Here is a 16,515-nt window from a genome sequence, read left to right as displayed (position 1 = left end):
GGAGGAGAGGATAATCGAGGTGTGCCGACCTACCGTGACGAAGCCGTTGTGCTGCGGACCCACAAGCTGGGTGAAGCCGACCGCATCGTGACGATGCTCTCCCGGCAGCACGGCAAGATCCGCGCCGTGGCCAAAGGAGTTCGCCGCACGGCGTCGAAATTCGGCGCCAGGCTGGAGCCGATGATGGTCGCCGACGTGCAGTGCTACATCGGGCGGAGCCTCGACATCATCCAGCAGGCGGAGTCCCTCGGATCGTACGGAGCCGAAATCGCTGACGACTACGCGAGCTACACGGCGGCCAGCGCCATGATCGAAACGGCCGACAAGATCACGGATGATGACGGCAGCCTCCAGCAATACCTCCTGCTGGTGGGCGCCCTGCGGTCGCTCTCGCGGCGCGAGCATCATCCGAGCCTCACACTCGACTCGTACCTGTTGCGGTCGCTGTCGATCGCGGGATGGGCGCCCAGTTTCGAGGACTGCGCCGTGACCGGCGCCCCCGGACCGCACACCGTCTTCGTCGCTCAGCTGGGTGGAGTTGTCGCGGATGAGGTTGCTCCTCCCGGTGCCCCGCGGCTGGACCCAGACACCCTCGACCTTCTCGGGGCTCTCATCGAGGGCCGCTGGGAGGTCGCTGAGGCCGCGGACGACCGCTCGCGTAACCAGGCGAGTGGCGTGGTGGCGGCGTACACGCAGTTCCACCTCGAGCGATCGCTCCGATCGCTGCAGCACGTCGATCGCTCCACCGAGGCGGGGCCCGCCCGGATGGGACGCACGGCATGAGTCCGGTCGGTAAGACGCATAAGGATGCCGTCGAGTTCCGCCCGATCGACTGGACGGGCATCCACCCTCCACCCACGCCTCGTAAAGCTGTGCCCGAGCATGTCGCCATCGTCATGGATGGCAACGGCCGCTGGGCCAATGCCCGCGGCCTGACCCGCGTCGAGGGGCACAAGGCGGGTGAGGCGAGTCTTCTCGACGTCGTGGCCGGCGCCATCCAGATCGGTGTGAAGCACCTGAGCGTGTATGCGTTCTCCACGGAGAACTGGAAGCGTTCGCCCGACGAGGTGCGGTTCCTGATGGGGTACAACCGCGACGTGCTGCACCGCAGGCGGGATCAACTCAACGACTGGGGCGTGCGGATCCGCTGGGCGGGCCGGCGACCGCGGCTGTGGGGCTCCGTCATCAATGAGCTGCAGTTCGCCGAGAGGCTCACCGCGCACAACTCGACCCTGACGCTCACCATGTGTGTGAATTATGGCGGGCGCAACGAGATCACCGACGCTGTGCGGGCGCTTGCGGAAGAGGTCGCGGCCGGGCGGCTGAAGCCGTCCGGCATCTCGGAGAAGAGCATCCAGAAGCACCTGTACGTGCCCGACCTGCCCGATGTCGACTTGTTTCTGCGCAGCTCGGGGGAGCAGCGGACGAGCAACTTCATGCTCTGGCAGAGTGCCTATGCCGAGATGGTGTTTCTCGACACTCTGTGGCCCGACTTCACGCGCGAGGACCTGTGGCAGGGGATCACCACCTACGCGAACCGCAACCGGCGCTTCGGTGGAGCGATCGACGCGCCCACCGCCTGACGGCAGCGCCGACAGAGTGTTCACGCTCGCGTCATGTTGGAAATTCAGGAAATCGCGCATGCCCGCTGATTGCACGCCCGGCTTCTGGCGGGGTGCGTCACGGCACGGCCGCGCAGTTCCTGAATTTCCGAAAGGGGAGGGGGCGGAACCCGGCATTCCGGCGTTTAGGTCACGCTGACCTGAAGTGATACACTCGCTTCAGGTCACAATGACCTTTACTGATCGGATGCAGATGTCGGCTTCACCGCGAGACGGAATCCCGCTGGCCGTATCCACCGTGATCTTCGCGCTGCGCGCCGATGCCGAGTCCGGTCTCGGCGCGCTGTGGATCCCGTTGGTGCGCCGCATCACCGAGCCGTTCGGCGGTCGCTGGGCACTGCCCGGTGGCTGGGTGCGCGCCGAGGAGGGGCTCGCGGATGCCGCATCCAGGAACCTGCTCGAGACCACAGCTCTCGAGCCGAGCTACCTCGAACAGCTGTATGCGTTCGGTGATGTGGACCGCTCGCCCTCCGGTCGCGTCGTCTCCATCGTGTACTGGGCGCTCGTGCGGGCCGACCAGGCCGCTCAGGCGAACGAGGGCGAGAACGTGCGCTGGTTCCCGGCCGATGACCTCCCCGAACTCGCGTTCGACCACAACGTGATCATCGACTACGCGCTGTGGCGCCTGCGGACCAAGCTCGAGTACAGCCGAATCGCGCAGGCGTTCCTCGGCGAGACTTTCACGCTGACCGACCTGCGCGAGGTGCACGAGGCCGTGCTGCGTCGACCGCTGGATCCCGCGAACTTCCGGCGCCAGGTCGAATCGACCCTCGTCCCGACGGGTGCAGTCGTCTCCGGCGGCAGGCACCGCCCACCCAAGCTCTACCGCTACAACCAGACCATCGAACTGGTCGACAATGGCCCACTCGGTGATCAGAAAACACTCGGTGATCAGAAAACACTCGGTGAGAAGAAAACTCTGGGTGATCAGAAAGCACTCGGCCCGGAAAGAACAGGGAGCACCCATGTCATCAGTTGACGCCATCATCCGCAGCGCCCCGGGGGAGAGTTGCGCCCCGGCACTCGCCGACGGCCCGTGGACATTCGACCTCGGAACGCCGGGCTACGGCCCGGGTTCGTCGATGGGTGACGTGATCCCGACGGGATCCCCGCGCCAGGGGCAGTTGCCGCTCGAGTACCAGAACGCGTCCAACGAGGAGCTGCACGAGCGCATCCGGGCGGCCAAAGCGCGCCTCGGAAGCCGCGCCATCGTGCTCGGACACTTTTACCAGCGTGACGAGGTCGTGCAGCACGCCGACTTCCTCGGTGATTCGTTCCAGCTCGCCAACGCCGCGCAGACCGTGCCTGATGCCGAGGCGATCATCTTCTGCGGCGTGCACTTCATGGCAGAGACAGCGGACATCCTCGCTAAGCCGGGCCAGGCGGTCATCCTCCCGAATCTCGCCGCGGGCTGTTCGATGGCCGATATGGCCGACATCGATTCGGTCGAGGAGTGCTGGGAGCAGCTCACCGAGGTGTACGGCACAGCGCCGGATGCCGCGGGCCGGGTTCCGGTCATCCCTGTCACCTACATGAATTCCTCGGCGGCGCTCAAAGACTTCTGCGGCCGCAACGGAGGCATCGTCTGCACGAGTTCGAATGCGGCGAGCGTGCTGGAGTGGGCCTTCGAGCGCGGGCAGCGCGTGCTGTTTTTCCCCGACCAGCACCTCGGACGCAATACGGCGAAGGCCATGGGGATTCCGGTCGAGCTCATGCCGATGTGGAACCCGCACAAGCCGCTCGGCGGTAACGCCGAGAGCGACGTACTCGACGCGAAGGTCATCCTGTGGCACGGATTCTGCAGCGTCCATAAGCGATTCACGGTGGCGCAGATCGAGGCGGCGCGAGCCGAGCACCCCGGTGTCAGGGTGATCGTGCACCCGGAATGTCCGATGGCCGTCGTCGATGCGGCAGACGAGGCGGGGTCGACCGACTACATCCGCACGGCGGTTGCCGCGGCGACCGAGCCGACGACCTTCGCCATCGGTACCGAAATCAACATGGTCAACCGGCTTGCGGCGGAGTATCCACAGCACCGGATCTTCTGCCTCGACCCCGTGATCTGCCCGTGCTCGACGATGTACCGCATCCATCCCGGCTACCTGGCCTGGGTGCTCGAGGGGCTCGTACGCGGGGAGGTCATCAACCGCATTTCCGTGTCGGAGGATGTCGCCACCGGCACCCGCGTGGCGCTCGAGCGCATGCTCGCTGTGCGGCCGTCACCCCCTCGGGTCGTGGCCTGATGGCAAGGATCGTCATCGTCGGCACCGGAATCGCCGGGCTGATCGCCGCCTATAGGGCCAGCGCCGAGCACGACGTGGTGCTGGTGACCAAGGCGGACCTCGGCGAGAGCAACACGAAATATGCCCAGGGCGGCATTGCGGCGGCGCTCTTCCCCGACGACAGCCCTCGGGCTCATGCCGCAGACACCGTACGCGCGGGTGACGGGCTGTGTGACGCGGCCATGGTCGACATCCTGTGCACGGAAGGCCCTGGCCGGGTTCGCGACCTGATCGCGCTCGGTGTGGAATTCGACCGCGTCAACGGAGAACTCGAGCGCGGCCACGAGGCTGCTCATTCGGCGCGGCGCGTCATTCATGCCGGAGGGGACGCCACGGGGCTCGCGATCGAGACGGCCCTGGTCGCCGCAGTGCGTTACCTCGCTCTCGAGGTGCACGAGAACACGTTCATGCGCGACCTCGTGATCGACGACAGCGATGTCGACCAGATCGGCGACCGGCGCCGGGTGTGCGGCATCGAGGTCGTGCACGGGGATGGCGGCTCACGGGTGATCGACGCTGACATCGTGATCCTCGCGAGCGGCGGTGCCGGCCAGTTGTACACTCACACGACCAACCCGCTCGTGGCAACGGGTGATGGCACGGCGGCGGCGCTGCGCGCGGGAGTCGAGCTCGCCGATCTCGAGTTCTACCAGTTCCACCCGACGGCGCTTGCCGTTCCCGGCACACCGCTGGTCTCCGAGGCCGTGCGCGGCGAGGGCGCAGTGCTGCTGGACGAGGCGGGTCACCGTTTCATGATGGACGTTCACCCGGATGGCGAGCTCGCACCGCGCGATGTCGTAGCCCGCGGGATCGCGGCGGCGATGGCGAGGCAGGGCGGTCGACCCGTACTGCTGGATGCCACGACCCTCGGCCGCGAATTCCTCGAGCAGCGCTTCCCCGGTATAGACAGGTCATGCGCCGCCCACGGTTTCGACTGGGCGACTACCCCGATCCCCGTGACGCCGGCGGCGCACTACTGGATGGGCGGAATCCGCACCGATGCCCACGGCCGAACGTCGCTTCCCGGGCTGTTCGCGGTCGGCGAGGTCGCGTGCACGGGTGTTCATGGCGCAAATAGGCTCGCATCCAATTCGCTGCTCGAATCTCTTGTGTTCGCGTGGCGCGCCACCGACGTGCTGGGAGATCCATGGTCCACGCCCGGTCGACGCGACGTGACTGTCATCGAGCCGACCTCCGGCACCCAGCCCGTGGAGCGTGGACAGCTGCAGCAGCTGATGTGGGACCTCGTGGGTATCGAGCGCACCGCGGACGGCCTGGGGGCGGCGGCCGCCCAGCTCGCACGATGGACGGTGCCGGGCGAGTCGATCCATGACCTCGAAACCCGCAACCTGCTCGATCTCGCGCGATTCGTGGTCTTCGCGGCGCTGCGGCGCGAGGAATCCCGGGGCGCCCACTCGCGCACTGACTTCCCGGAGATGTCAGAAGATTTCGCCAGCTCGTTCGACTGTGCCGGCGCCGTGAATGTGAGACAGAAGGCTGAGGCACTCCAGTGAATCCCGACGTTGTGGATGACATCATCCGTCGCGCCCTCGAGGAGGATGCGCCGTGGGGCGACATCACCTCCGAGGCATTCCTTCCTGAGTCGGCGGTAGCGCAGGCGAGCCTGGTCGCACGCGAGCCGGGCGTGCTGAGCGGCATCGGGGTCTTCTCGAGGGTGTTCGAGCTGGTCGACGCCGGTGCTGCGATCGAGGTGCTCGTCGAGGACGGTGCCGTGTTCGAGCCAGGGGACGTTCTTGCTCGCGTCGACGGCAGCGCTCGCGGAGTGCTGCGGGCTGAGCGGATCGCACTCAATCTCTGCCAGCGCATGTCAGGCATTGCCACTCTCACGGCCAGCTACGTGCAGTCCGTGGCCGGCACCTCGGCGCGCATCGTCGACACCCGCAAGACGACTCCGGGGCTCAGGATGCTCGAACGGAAAGCCGTGCGCGACGGGGGTGGCCACAACCACCGCTATTCGCTCTCCGATGCCGTGCTCGCCAAAGACAACCACCTCGCGATCCTCCAGCAGGCTGGCATCCCGCTCGAGGACGCGATCCGCGCAGCCCGGCAGCGACTCGGGCACACGACCCATCTCGAGGTCGAGGTCGACCGCATCGACCAGATCGAGGCCGTGGTCGCGGCGGGCGTCGACACGATCATGCTCGACAACTTCACCCCCGCCCAGCTGCGCGAGGGCATCGCCATCGTGGCCGGCCGCGCCCTCGTGGAGGCCAGCGGCGGCGTGAATCTCGCTACCGTCGGCGAGATCGCCCGGTGCGGCGTCGATGTGATCTCTGTAGGAGCGCTGACCCACAGCGTGCGGGCTCTCGACCTCGGCCTCGACATGGCCATCTCGTGATCTACCTCGATGCGGCAGCCACGACCGCGGTGCGCCGAGAGGTGCTCGAAGCGATGTGGCCGTACCTCACCGGGGACTTCGGTAATCCGTCCAGCCATCACGAACTGGGCGAGACGGCATCCGCTGGGGTGATGGATGCCAGGGCCACCGTCGCCGATCTCTTCGGGGCGAGGCCATCCGAGGTCGTCTTCACGTCAGGAGGAACCGAATCCGACAACCTCGCGATCACGGGTCTCGCGCTCGGCAACCCCAGGGGCAGGCACCTCGTCATCTCGGCGGTGGAGCACGAGGCCGTGCAGGAGTCGTGTGCGTATCTCGAACGGTTCCACGGATTCGACACCACCGTGGTCGGGGTAGACGAGTTCGGGGTCGTCGACCCGGCAGCGGTGGCCGCAGTCCTGAGGCCCGATACGACGCTCGTCAGCGTCATGCTCGCCAATAACGAAGTGGGCGCAGTCCAGCCCGTCCGGGAGATCGCTGCTCTCACGCACGGAGTCGGAGCCGTCATGCACACCGACGCCGTGCAGGGCGCGGGGTGGATCGACCTGCGTGAGCTCGACGCCGACGCGATCAGCATCTCCGGGCACAAGCTCGGCGCTCCCAAGGGGATCGGCGCGCTCTACGTCCGGCGTCGACTCCCGCTGGAGCCGCTCATCCACGGCGGCGGCCAGGAGCGGGGTCGCCGCTCCGGCACCGAGAACGTGCCGGGAATCGTGGCGCTCGCGGCGGCCATCCGCCTCAGTGAGGGCTCCCGCGCGGCCGGTGCCGCCCGAGTCTCTGCGCTTCGGGACGACTTCATCACCGAGGTGCTCGACACAGTGGTCGGCGCACAGTTGACCGGTCCGCGGCAGGGGCGGCTGGCATCCAACGCCTCGTTCTGCTTCCCGGGCACGAGCGGCGAGTCGATCCTGCTCGAACTCGGCCGGCGCGGGGTGATCTGCTCAGCGGGCTCGGCCTGTGCCGTCGGCAGCGACGAGCCATCGCACGTGCTGCTCGCGATGGGTATCCAGCCGGAGGTCGCGCAAACAGCCGTGCGGTTCAGCCTGGACTCGACCGTCACCGCGGAACAGCTTCGGGAGGCCGCGGGGCATCTGGCTGAGGCATCCCTCGCCGTGCGCACTCTCGGCTCATCCCTCTTTGGCTAGGCTTGCGGGATGCCCACCACGCAGAACTCCAGCCCCATCCGCACCGGCATCATCGGCTTCGGCCTGTCGGGCCGGGTGTTCCATGCTCCGTTCATCGCCACGAACCCGGCGTTCAGGCTCGACCTGATCTCGACCGGCAGTCCCGATCGCGCAGCCCAGGCCGCGGCCCAGCACCCCGGCGCCGAGATCGTCGGGAGCCCCGAGGAGCTGCTCGCGCGCGCCGGCGACCTCGACCTCGTGATCCTCGCCTCGCCGGCGCACGTGCACCTGGAGCAGGGGCTTGCCGCTTTCGAAGCGGGCGCCAACGTCGTGATCGACAAGCCTTTCGTCCCCACGGTCACCGATGCGAAGCAGCTCATCGCCGCGGCCGAGGACGCCGGGAAGCTGCTCGCTGTGTTCCAGAACCGCCGGTGGGACGGGGACTTCCTGACGATCAGGAGGCTGCTCGCCGAGGGTGCGCTGGGGGACATCCACCGCTTCGAATCGACCTTCGAACGCTGGGGCGGCGCACTTCGCGACCGCTGGCAGGACTCGACCACCCCGGAGCAGGGTGCCGGAATCACGTACGACCTCGGCAGCCACCTGATCGACCAGGCTCTTCAGCTGTTCGGCCCGGCGACCGTCGACGCAGCAGAGCTCACAATCGTGCGTGACGGGGGAGTGAGCGACGACGACGCGTTCATCTCGCTGCTGCACGACAGCGGAGTCCGCTCGCACCTGACCATGAGCCGTGCCGCCGGTCAGACCGGGCCCCGCTTCAGGGTGCTCGGCTCGGAATCCTCATACTCGGTGAACGGCCTCGACAACCAGGAGCCTTTCCTCAAAGAGCAGCGCTGGCCGGGATCCGACGGCTACGGCGTCACGCCCGAGGCCGAATGGGGACTCGTCGGTGTGGCCGATGCCCTCGAGTCGGTCCCGACCGAGCCCGGCGCCTATCCCGACTTCTACGCGGGCGTCGCCGCGAGCATCCTCGACGGCGCGCCGTCACCGGTCGACCCCAAGGATGCGCTCGAAGTCGTCCGCATCATCGAGCGCGCCCACGCGCTCTCCGCCGCGGTCTCGGCCTAGTCCCGGTTGATCAAGAGGTTTTGTGGCCGTGTCGGTGATTCTTGATGTGTGACGCGTGCGGAGATCTCGGATGAGGTGTGGGCTGTTCTTGAGCCGCTGATGCCCGTGCCCGCGGGTCGTTCGCGGCCGTGGGCGGATCATCGACTCACGGTTGAGGGGATGGCCTGGAAGTACCGTACGGGTGCGCCGTGGCGCGACTTGCCCGAGCGGTTCGGGAAGTGGAACTCGGTCTATAAGAGGTTCACCCGGTGGGCGCACGATGGCACGTGGGACAAGTGCTCACCCGGGTGCATCAGCACGGCGCGACCCTGACCAGGGATACAGGGGCTCTGACGAATTACAAGAATCCGTGGCTCGAGCCGCCTGATCATGCGATCGGTCGTTCCCGAGGCGGTCTGACCTGCAAGATTCATCTGGTCGCCGCTGGCAAGGGTAGACCGCTGGGTTGAGTGCTCACTGGCGGCAACATCAACGACACCACGATGATGACGACCACGCTCGAGCACATCCGTGTTCCCCGCGCCGGAACCGGGACGCCGCGGACCAGGCCCGATCGGATACTCGCCGACAAGGGCTACCCGTCAAAGGCGAACCGAGCTTGGCTGCGTCAACGCGGGATCGCCGCGACCATCCCAGAGTGCAATGATCAAATCGCCCATCGTCGCAAGAAGCCTGATCGTCCCATCGACTTCGGCGACGATCAGAAGCTCCGCTGCCGCGGCCGCAACGTCGTCGAGCGCTCCTTCAACAACTCAAACAATGGCGCGGAATCGCCATGCGCTCCGACAAGACCGCCCGCAACTACCGAGCCGCCATCAGCCTCGCCACCACCCTAATCTGGATCAAGAGCGACTTGATCAAAACGGCCGTGGGCGCGCCTCCTTGTGGCGCAGCCAGGTAAGGGGCGCAGGCGACCTCCGCTGGGCTCTTCCCGTCCGCCTCGATGCAATTGATGCACTTGAGGCCGCGGGCGCGCCCGAACCGGACAACGACGTCGTGCACTCGCTGCTCGGGATGCTCCCGTCCGCAGATGGCCGTCGGGTCGAAGCTACGGAGCACTGGAAGCGGGCGGTCGAGCTCAGCCGGGCTGACGCCGTCTTTTCAGAACACGGCGCTTGCTGCGTACAACATCCCCAACGACAAGGGCCGGGCATGGGCGCGATACGCCGAGGGCCATCGAGCTCCGCCTGCAGACCCCACCTGCGCTTCGAGCAGGACCAGCTCGCGCTCCGGCTCAGGCACTCACCTCCCGCGCGCCTTGCGCGCCTACACGGCAGCGACAACCTCCTTCTGAAACGAGACGATTTCACAATCGATTTCGTTGCGCTGCTCGTCGCAGAGGCGCGGCGTCGGCGGCGCACCGCATCAAAGCGCGAGCTCTCTCACCTCACAACACGGTCGTGGGTTGCTGCTGGGCTTTGCGCCACGCTCCTGGCGCGGATCCGGTCTCGCGTTTAAATGCCGCACTGAAAGCGTAGGCAGATCCGTAGCCCACATCCAGCGCGATGAGGTGAAGAGGTTGGTCTGATTCGCGGAGCCGTTCCTTGGCGAGGCGCATCCTCCATGAGGTGAGATAGGCCAGGGGCGGCACGCCGACGAGCTCCGTGAAGCGCTGGGCTAGAGTCGCCCTGGAGACGTGCGAGAGTTGTGCCAACGATGCGACGGTCATTGGTTCGGCGGGTGATCCGTGCATCGCCTCGAGTGCCGTCTTCACGGCGGGATCACGCAGGGCCGTGTACCAGGTTGGTGCGTTGCGCGGCTGTGCAGCGAAGTGAGCGCGCAGCACGTTGATCAGCAGGACATCCAACAATCGATCCAGCACGGTTCGTTTACCCGCCGAAGAGTTTTCTAGTTCGTGCTCGATGAGCTGCACGACGCCGCTGATAGGGGTTCCAGGCTCGGATCGAACGATCATCACCTCCGGCAGCTTCTCTAGTAGTGCGCTGCACAAGTCACCGTCGAACAGGTAGGCGCCGCACAGGAAAGTGGTGACAGGTCCGTCACCGCGCACGACGAAGACGTCATCTGCCTGCTCGGTGTCCGGGCTCGCGATGAATTCCAGCAGGTCGACCATCCCGGTCGATAACTCTCCGGACAGGCTGTACGGCTGGGTTGTGTGAACCGCAGCGATGTCACCGGATCGCAGGATGTGCCTTCCCGCGCTGGTCGTGATGACCGCCTCACCGGCGATCACGACATGGATAGCGAGACGAGACGGAGGGAAGCGTAGCCCCCATTCCGTGCGCCAGATGGAGGTCGACGCAAACGCTGCCCCCCGCGCCCGGGCCCGGTCAAGCAGGTCAGCGAGCACGTCCATCCCTAGACTCTTGCACATTTAATCTGGCTAAACAAGTATCGTGCGTCTAGATTCAACAGTTTTGACTTACACCATGACCCGTTCTGATTCCTTGACCCTGATCCTCGGCGGCACCGGTAAGACCGGCCGTCGTATCGCCCGCATCCTTCGTGAAGCGAACACGCCGGTGCGCACGGCAGCCCGTTCCGGCGCCGATGTCTCCTTCGACTGGGACGACACCGCGACACACGCGAATGCTCTCCTCGGCGTTGACCGCATGTATGTCGTACCGCCGGCTTTCCAGACCGACTTCGCGTCGACGGTGATCGGATTCATCGAGCAAGCGAAGCGCGCGGGGGTCCAGCACTTCACGTACCTCAGCGCACGGGGCATCGAGCATGCCCCGGACAATGTCGCCCTCCGCGCGGTAGAGCTGCACCTCCTGAACGAGGACTCGCCCACATTCACGATCTTGCGACCGTCCTTCTTCATGCAGAACTTCACAGAAGGAGCCTTCGCCTCCGCACTCTCGACCGGAACGTTGGCGCTACCGGCGGGGGATGGTGCTGAGGCTTTCATCGACGCCTACGACATCGCGTCTGTCGCAGCAGCCACTCTGCGCGACCCCTCCAGTCACGCAGGCAGCCAGTACGAGCTGACGGGTCCGGCCGCCCTCACCCATGCCGAGGTGGCTCGTAATCTCAGCGCCTCCGGGCACCGCGTCGAGTATCAGCCTGTCTCGCCTGCTGACTGGATCCAGCAAGCGACGTCGCATGGATTGCCGGCCGACTACGCCGGCTTCCTGGCAGCCCTCCTGTCGGAGATCGGCGAAGGAAACGGCGCCCGACCGACCGGGGAGGTCGAACGCATACTCGGCCGGCCGGCGACTGCCCTCTCAGAAGTCGTCAAGCGCGAGATCACTGCTGCGGGCTAGACGATATGGGGTATTGAGCTGAGGCCTCCCGATCGCATAGACCGTGGGTTGCGGGCCCGGATGCTCTCGCACCTCGTCGATGATCACCGTGTCGACGCCCGCGAGCGTCTCGCCCGCCGTGCTGGTGAGCAGGAGATACAGCGACTCGCGCGTCGTGATGAGGATGTCGGGCGGACCGGCCACGAGCTTGCGGCGGTCGGACGACGTGGTGTCGCCGGAGCGGACGCCCACCGTCACCTGCGGGACCGGGATGCCGAGGCGGCGGGCGGACTGCCCGATCCCGACCAGCGGCGAGCGGACGTTGCGCTCCACGTCGAACCCGAGGGCCTTGAGCGGTGAGATGTACAGGATGCGCGTGGCCGGCGGGGGCGGCGGAGGCTTGGGTGCGGCGCCCAGGGGCGGGGTGTGGAGTTCGTCGGTCTTTGGCGCAGTTCTGTGATCGCTCCGTGTCGCAGTAGGTGAATCTTGCAGGTCAGACCGCCTCGGGACCGACCGATCGCATGATCAGGCTGCTCGAGCCACGGATTCTTGTAATTCGTCAGAGCCCCTGTATCCCTGGTCAGGGTCGCGCCGTGCTGATGCACCCGGGTGAGCACTTGTCCCACGTGCCATCGTGCGCCCACCGGGTGAACCTCTTATAGACCGAGTTCCACTTCCCGAACCGCTCGGGCAAGTCGCGCCACGGCGCACCCGTACGGTACTTCCAGGCCATCCCCTCAACCGTGAGTCGATGATCCGCCCACGGCCGCGAACGACCCGCGGGCACGGGCATCAGCGGCTCAAGAACAGCCCACACCTCATCCGAGATCTCCGCACGCGTTACACATCAAGAATCACCGACACGGCCACAAAACCTCTTGATCAACTCGGCCTAGTCCCGGTCCAGAGCAGGTCCAGTCCACATTCGTGAGGCGGCTCTTGCCTGCTGCTGGCTGCAGGCGGGATGCTGAGGCATGACCTCAGCATCCCTCCAGTCGGCGATCGACAGCTTCGGCGACCCGCGCGGCTACCTGGCCGTGGCATCCATCGGGCTGCCTCCCCGCCAGTCTGTCGACGCGCTCACCGCCGATCTCGCGGCCTGGAGCCGGGCCGACCGGGATCCACAGGGCTACGACGCGGTGATCGAACGCACCAGGGCGTCCTATGCCTCACTCGTGGGCGTGCATCCGGATCGCGTCGCCCAGGGATCGCAGACCTCCGTCCTCACATCCCTCATCGTCGCCGCCGTGCCAGCCGGTGCCGAGGTGCTGTCCGTGGACGGCGACTTCTCGTCGATCGTGTTCCCGTTCCTCCAACGGACCGACATCTCGGTGCGCACCGTGGCGCTCGAAGCCCTGGCCGACTCGATCACGGATGCTACGTGGCTGGTCGTCTTCTCCCTCGTGCAGTCGTCCAGGGGAGTCGTCGCCGACGTCGAATCGATCACCGCCGCGGCAGCCAGGCACGGCACGTACACGATGTGCGACACGACGCAGGGAGCTGGCGTGCTGCCGGTGGATGCCTCGCTGTTCGATGCGACCGTGTGCCACACCTACAAATGGTTATGCGCGCCGCGCGGAGTCGCCTTCCTCACGTTGTCCACCAGGTTCGATGCGCTCCTGACGCCGCTGCACGCCGGCTGGTACGCCGGCGACGACGTGTGGCAGAGCTGCTATGGGCCGTCCATGTCATTAGCGCCGACCGCGAGACGATTCGATGTATCGCCGGCATGGCAGGCCTGGATCGGTGCTGAGCAGTCCATCGCGCTCTTCGACGGGCTCGACATCCACGAGGTCTGGGATCACGCGAGTGGGCTCGGTGACACGTTGTGCGACGGTCTCGGGATCCCGCAGCAGCACCAGGCGATCGTCAGCTGGCCAGACGCCTCCGGGCGCGACCTGCAGAAGCTCGTCGGGGCGGGGATCAGGGCGTCAGGTCGGGCGGGCCGGCTGCGGGCATCCTTCCACCTCTGGAACACCGAAGGCGACGTCGATGCGGTGCTCGACGCCCTGCGGTAGCGGCACGCACCGGTAGGCTGGACGCTTCGCCGACCGGGCATCCAGCTCGGCTGACTGATGGCCTGCCCCGCGCGAGCGGACAGGCCGAAGGAGAGTGACACCGTGGCAACGCCCAGCAAGATCGACGCCGTTATCAACCTCGCCAAGCGACGGGGATTTGTTTTCCAGTCCGGAGAGATCTACGGTGGCTCCCGGTCAGCCTGGGACTACGGACCTCTCGGCACAGCCCTCAAAGAGAACATCAAGAAGCAGTGGTGGCAGACCGTCGTCCAGGGTCGCGACGATGTCGTCGGCATCGACTCCGCGGTGATCCTTCCCCGTCGGGTGTGGGAAGTCTCCGGCCACGTCGAGGTGTTCTCCGACCCGCTGGTCGAATCGCTGCACACGCACAAGCGGTACCGCGCCGACCACCTCCTCGAAGCGTATGAGGAAAAGCACGGGCATCCACCCGTCAACGGCCTTGCCGACATTCGCGACCCTGACACCGGCCAGCCCGGGTCGTGGACCGAGCCGCAGAACTTCTCGGGCATGCTCAAGACCTACCTCGGCCCTGTCGACAACGAGGAAGGGCTGCACTACCTGCGTCCAGAGACCGCGCAGGGGATCTTCACGAACTTCGCGAACGTGATGGGTGCCTCGCGCATGAAGCCGCCGTTCGGCATCGGGCAGGTCGGCAAGTCGTTCCGCAACGAGATCACGCCGGGAAACTTCATCTTCCGCACGCGCGAATTCGAGCAGATGGAGATGGAATTCTTCGTCGAGCCGGGCACGGACGAAAAGTGGCACCAGTACTGGATCGACGAATCGATGCGCTGGTACACCGATCTCGGGATCAACCCGGAGAACCTCAGGTTCTTCGAGCACCCGCAGGAGAAGCTCTCGCACTACTCCAAGCGCACGGTCGACATCGAGTATCGCTTCCGCTTCGCGGGAAGTGAATGGGGCGAACTGATGGGTGTCGCCAACCGCACCGACTACGACCTCCGCACCCACTCCGAAGGTTCCGGCGCCGACCTCTCCTACTTCGACCAGTCGAAGGACGAGCGGTGGATCCCCTACGTGATCGAGCCCGCGTTCGGCCTCACCCGGGCGCTCATGGCGTTCCTGATCGACGCGTACGCGGAAGATGAGGCACCCAACGCCAAGGGCGGCATCGACAAGCGCACGGTGCTGCGTCTCGACCGTCGACTGGCTCCCGTCAAGGTCGCGGTGCTCCCGTTGTCGCGCAACGAGCAGCTCTCGCCCCTCGCGCGCAGCGTCGCGGCCGATCTGCGCAAGCTGTGGAACGTCGACTTCGACGACGCCGGAGCAATCGGGCGCAGGTACCGTCGCCAGGACGAGATCGGAACTCCGTTCTGCGTCACGATCGACTTCGACTCGCTCGACGATAACGCGGTGACAGTGCGGGAACGCGACACCATGGCCCAGGAGCGCATCCCGCTCGAGGGCCTTCGCGCGTACCTCGCCGCGCAGCTCGTCGGGGCCTAGCCGCCCCGGTCCAGCCTCCGCCACCTCCGCCGCCCCGCCCCACGCCGGGGCCGCCCCGGTCCAGCCTCCGCCACCTCCGCCGCCCCACCCCGGGGCCGCCCCACCCCGGGGCCTCTTCTCGTGCGCCCCAGCTTCGGAAATTCAGGAAGTCGGACGCTTGCGAGCGGGAATCCCGCGTCCTGATGTGGACTGATATCGGCGCGACGTCCGTGTTCCTGAATTTCCGACATTAGCGGCTCCTCCACCGCGGCGGGATCCGGGGCGACTGCACAGTTGTTCGTGCTGCTTAAGCAGTCGCCAACGGCGCGGTGATGCTGGAGCGATGGTCGACATCGCACAACTCATTCATCGCCTTGGCGGGCTCGCGCAGAAGCAGCAACTCGTGTCGAGGGGCGCGCGCGATCTCGACCTCACACGCGCAGTCCGAGACGGTATCGCCGTGCGGGCGCGTCAGGGCTGGTACACAACAGTTGATGAGTCCGAGCCCCGCGTGCGTGCTGCACGCGTGGGCGGCAGACTGACCGGAATCTCCGCGATACAGGACTGGGGAGGCTGGGTTCTTTCGAACAGCACGTTGCACGTATCTGTCCCGCGAAACTCGGCCAGGCTTCGAAACCAATGGAACAGGAGACGTCGGCTCGGCGCGGCCAGAGGCGTCCATGTGCACTGGGACGCGCCGGGCGTGAGCGAACGAGGATCGTCGTGGAGTGTGTCTCTCGTTGACGCTCTCATTCGTGTGGGGCTCGACGAAGAGCCCGAGACGCTGATCGCCGCGCTCGATTGGGCCATCCACTCCGGATCGTTGGATGAGATCGACGTCCAGCGCGTGTTTCTCGGATTTCCGAAGAGTATGTCGTGGATGAACGATTGGGTGGATGGCGCCTGCGAGAGCCTCCCCGAAAGCATCGCTCGCACCCGGCTTCGGCTTGCGGGTTATGACGTCAGCATCCAGGTGCCGCTAGGCCCCCAGCGGATCGACATGGTGATCAACGGGACCGTAGCACTCGAGGTCGACGGCAAGGAGTTTCATGCAGAGACCTTCGAGAAAGACCACCTCAAGGCGATAGACATCACGATCGCGGGATTCCACGCCATGGCGGTGAGCGCCAACATGGTCTTCGCGAACTGGGGTCACTTCTTCCGTGCACTGGAACTCGCGGTGGCCTCCCATGCTCCGCCGTCTTTCGGAAATTCAGGAAATCCGGCTCCGGGTCGGAGCTCTGCCCAGCAACCGCGAGGCAGACGCCGTCCCTGGCGCGGCAGTTCCTGAATTTCCGAAAGGGGAGAGCGGGAATACCGGGGGCGGCTCGGTGTTGACCCCGGG

13 protein-coding genes and 3 pseudogenes are annotated in these 16,515 nt (G+C 66.2%); 13 read left to right on the top strand and 3 right to left on the bottom strand.

Annotated features, from left to right (window positions below; all coding sequences use genetic code 11):
* Positions 1-21: 21 nt before the first annotated feature.
* From recO to IWX81_RS15045, 9 genes and pseudogenes are all read left to right on the top strand, one after another.
* Positions 22-783, top strand: coding sequence for a DNA repair protein RecO (recO, locus tag IWX81_RS04120; protein WP_199279956.1), 762 nt, complete (start codon positions 22-24; stop codon positions 781-783).
* Positions 780-1,583, top strand: coding sequence for an isoprenyl transferase (locus tag IWX81_RS04115; protein WP_199279955.1), 804 nt, complete (start codon positions 780-782; stop codon positions 1,581-1,583). Before recO ends, IWX81_RS04115 begins: the two co-directional genes overlap by 4 nt.
* A 208-nt stretch (positions 1,584-1,791) precedes the next feature.
* The gene (locus IWX81_RS04110) at positions 1,792-2,601 is read left to right on the top strand and encodes an NUDIX hydrolase (protein WP_334592978.1); all 810 of its coding nucleotides are present in this window, start codon (positions 1,792-1,794) and stop codon (positions 2,599-2,601) included.
* Positions 2,588-3,865, top strand: a complete 1,278-nt coding sequence (gene nadA, locus IWX81_RS04105) for a quinolinate synthase NadA (protein WP_199279954.1) — start codon at positions 2,588-2,590, stop codon at positions 3,863-3,865. The genes IWX81_RS04110 and nadA overlap by 14 nt, the downstream gene beginning before the upstream one ends.
* Positions 3,865-5,418: an L-aspartate oxidase gene (gene nadB / locus IWX81_RS04100; RefSeq protein WP_199279953.1), complete on the top strand. Its 1,554-nt coding sequence runs from the start codon at positions 3,865-3,867 to the stop codon at positions 5,416-5,418. Before nadA ends, nadB begins: the two co-directional genes overlap by 1 nt.
* On the top strand, positions 5,415-6,263 hold the full coding sequence (gene nadC, locus IWX81_RS04095) for a carboxylating nicotinate-nucleotide diphosphorylase (RefSeq protein WP_199279952.1): 849 nt from the start codon (positions 5,415-5,417) through the stop codon (positions 6,261-6,263). The genes nadB and nadC overlap by 4 nt, the downstream gene beginning before the upstream one ends.
* A complete protein-coding gene (locus IWX81_RS04090) occupies positions 6,260-7,408 on the top strand; it encodes a cysteine desulfurase family protein (protein ID WP_199279951.1) in 1,149 nt (382 codons plus the stop codon). Before nadC ends, IWX81_RS04090 begins: the two co-directional genes overlap by 4 nt.
* A gap of 9 nt (positions 7,409-7,417) precedes the next feature.
* Entirely contained in the window at positions 7,418-8,476 is a 1,059-nt protein-coding gene (locus tag IWX81_RS04085; protein ID WP_199279950.1) for a Gfo/Idh/MocA family protein, read from the top strand.
* 48 nt (positions 8,477-8,524) lie between these two features.
* Positions 8,525-9,377 (top strand): annotated as a pseudogene (locus tag IWX81_RS15045) (IS5 family transposase).
* A 486-nt stretch (positions 9,378-9,863) separates the two neighbouring features.
* Here IWX81_RS15045 and IWX81_RS04070 read toward each other — a convergent pair.
* Positions 9,864-10,793 (bottom strand): helix-turn-helix domain-containing protein, encoded by a 930-nt coding sequence (locus IWX81_RS04070; RefSeq protein WP_199279947.1) that lies wholly within the window; start codon positions 10,791-10,793, stop codon positions 9,864-9,866.
* Between the two features lie 73 nt (positions 10,794-10,866).
* On the opposite strand from IWX81_RS04070, the gene IWX81_RS04065 reads away from it, so the two are divergent.
* Positions 10,867-11,706, top strand: a complete 840-nt coding sequence (locus tag IWX81_RS04065; RefSeq protein WP_199279946.1) for an NmrA family NAD(P)-binding protein — start codon at positions 10,867-10,869, stop codon at positions 11,704-11,706.
* Positions 11,707-11,775: 69 nt separating this feature from the next.
* On the opposite strand, the pseudogene IWX81_RS04060 reads toward IWX81_RS04065, so the two are convergent.
* Together IWX81_RS04060 and IWX81_RS04055 are read right to left on the bottom strand one after the other, a co-directional pair.
* Positions 11,776-12,069: pseudogene (locus IWX81_RS04060) on the bottom strand (DEAD/DEAH box helicase); the annotation flags it as partial.
* Positions 12,070-12,158: 89 nt separating this feature from the next.
* A pseudogene (locus IWX81_RS04055) lies at positions 12,159-12,478 on the bottom strand (transposase); the annotation flags it as partial.
* 181 nt (positions 12,479-12,659) lie between these two features.
* Here IWX81_RS04055 and IWX81_RS04050 point away from each other — a divergent pair.
* The 3 genes from IWX81_RS04050 to IWX81_RS04040 all read left to right on the top strand — a co-directional run bounded on the left by IWX81_RS04050 (position 12,660) and on the right by IWX81_RS04040 (position 16,461).
* Positions 12,660-13,703 carry an aminotransferase class V-fold PLP-dependent enzyme gene (locus tag IWX81_RS04050; RefSeq protein ID WP_199279944.1) on the top strand — a complete coding sequence of 348 codons (1,044 nt, stop codon included), beginning with the start codon at positions 12,660-12,662 and terminating at the stop codon, positions 13,701-13,703.
* 102 nt (positions 13,704-13,805) lie between these two features.
* Positions 13,806-15,191 carry a glycine--tRNA ligase gene (locus tag IWX81_RS04045; protein WP_199279943.1) on the top strand — a complete coding sequence of 462 codons (1,386 nt, stop codon included), beginning with the start codon at positions 13,806-13,808 and terminating at the stop codon, positions 15,189-15,191.
* Between the two features lie 682 nt (positions 15,192-15,873).
* A complete protein-coding gene (locus tag IWX81_RS04040; RefSeq protein WP_199279942.1) occupies positions 15,874-16,461 on the top strand; it encodes a hypothetical protein in 588 nt (195 codons plus the stop codon).
* The last annotated feature ends 54 nt before the right edge of the window (positions 16,462-16,515 follow it).

The sequence above is a fragment of the Salinibacterium sp. CAN_S4 genome, from assembly GCF_015752305.1.
Taxonomy (GTDB): domain Bacteria; phylum Actinomycetota; class Actinomycetes; order Actinomycetales; family Microbacteriaceae; genus Rhodoglobus.
Note: the sequence above shows the minus strand (reverse complement) of the source record. Positions and strands in the feature narration are given on the sequence as shown.

Excerpts from the sequence above, each read along its gene's own strand:
- IWX81_RS04070 (WP_199279947.1), bottom strand. The coding sequence starts at position 10,793 with ATGGACGTGCTCGCTGACCTGCTTGACCGGGCCCGGGCGCGGGGGGCA.
- IWX81_RS04050 (WP_199279944.1), top strand. The coding sequence starts at position 12,660 with ATGACCTCAGCATCCCTCCAGTCGGCGATCGACAGCTTCGGCGACCCG.
- IWX81_RS04085 (WP_199279950.1), top strand. The coding sequence starts at position 7,418 with ATGCCCACCACGCAGAACTCCAGCCCCATCCGCACCGGCATCATCGGC.
- IWX81_RS04110 (WP_334592978.1), top strand. The coding sequence starts at position 1,792 with ATGACCTTTACTGATCGGATGCAGATGTCGGCTTCACCGCGAGACGGA.
- IWX81_RS04065 (WP_199279946.1), top strand. The coding sequence starts at position 10,867 with ATGACCCGTTCTGATTCCTTGACCCTGATCCTCGGCGGCACCGGTAAG.
- IWX81_RS04115 (WP_199279955.1), top strand. The coding sequence starts at position 780 with ATGAGTCCGGTCGGTAAGACGCATAAGGATGCCGTCGAGTTCCGCCCG.
- nadB (WP_199279953.1), top strand. The coding sequence starts at position 3,865 with ATGGCAAGGATCGTCATCGTCGGCACCGGAATCGCCGGGCTGATCGCC.
- nadA (WP_199279954.1), top strand. The coding sequence starts at position 2,588 with ATGTCATCAGTTGACGCCATCATCCGCAGCGCCCCGGGGGAGAGTTGC.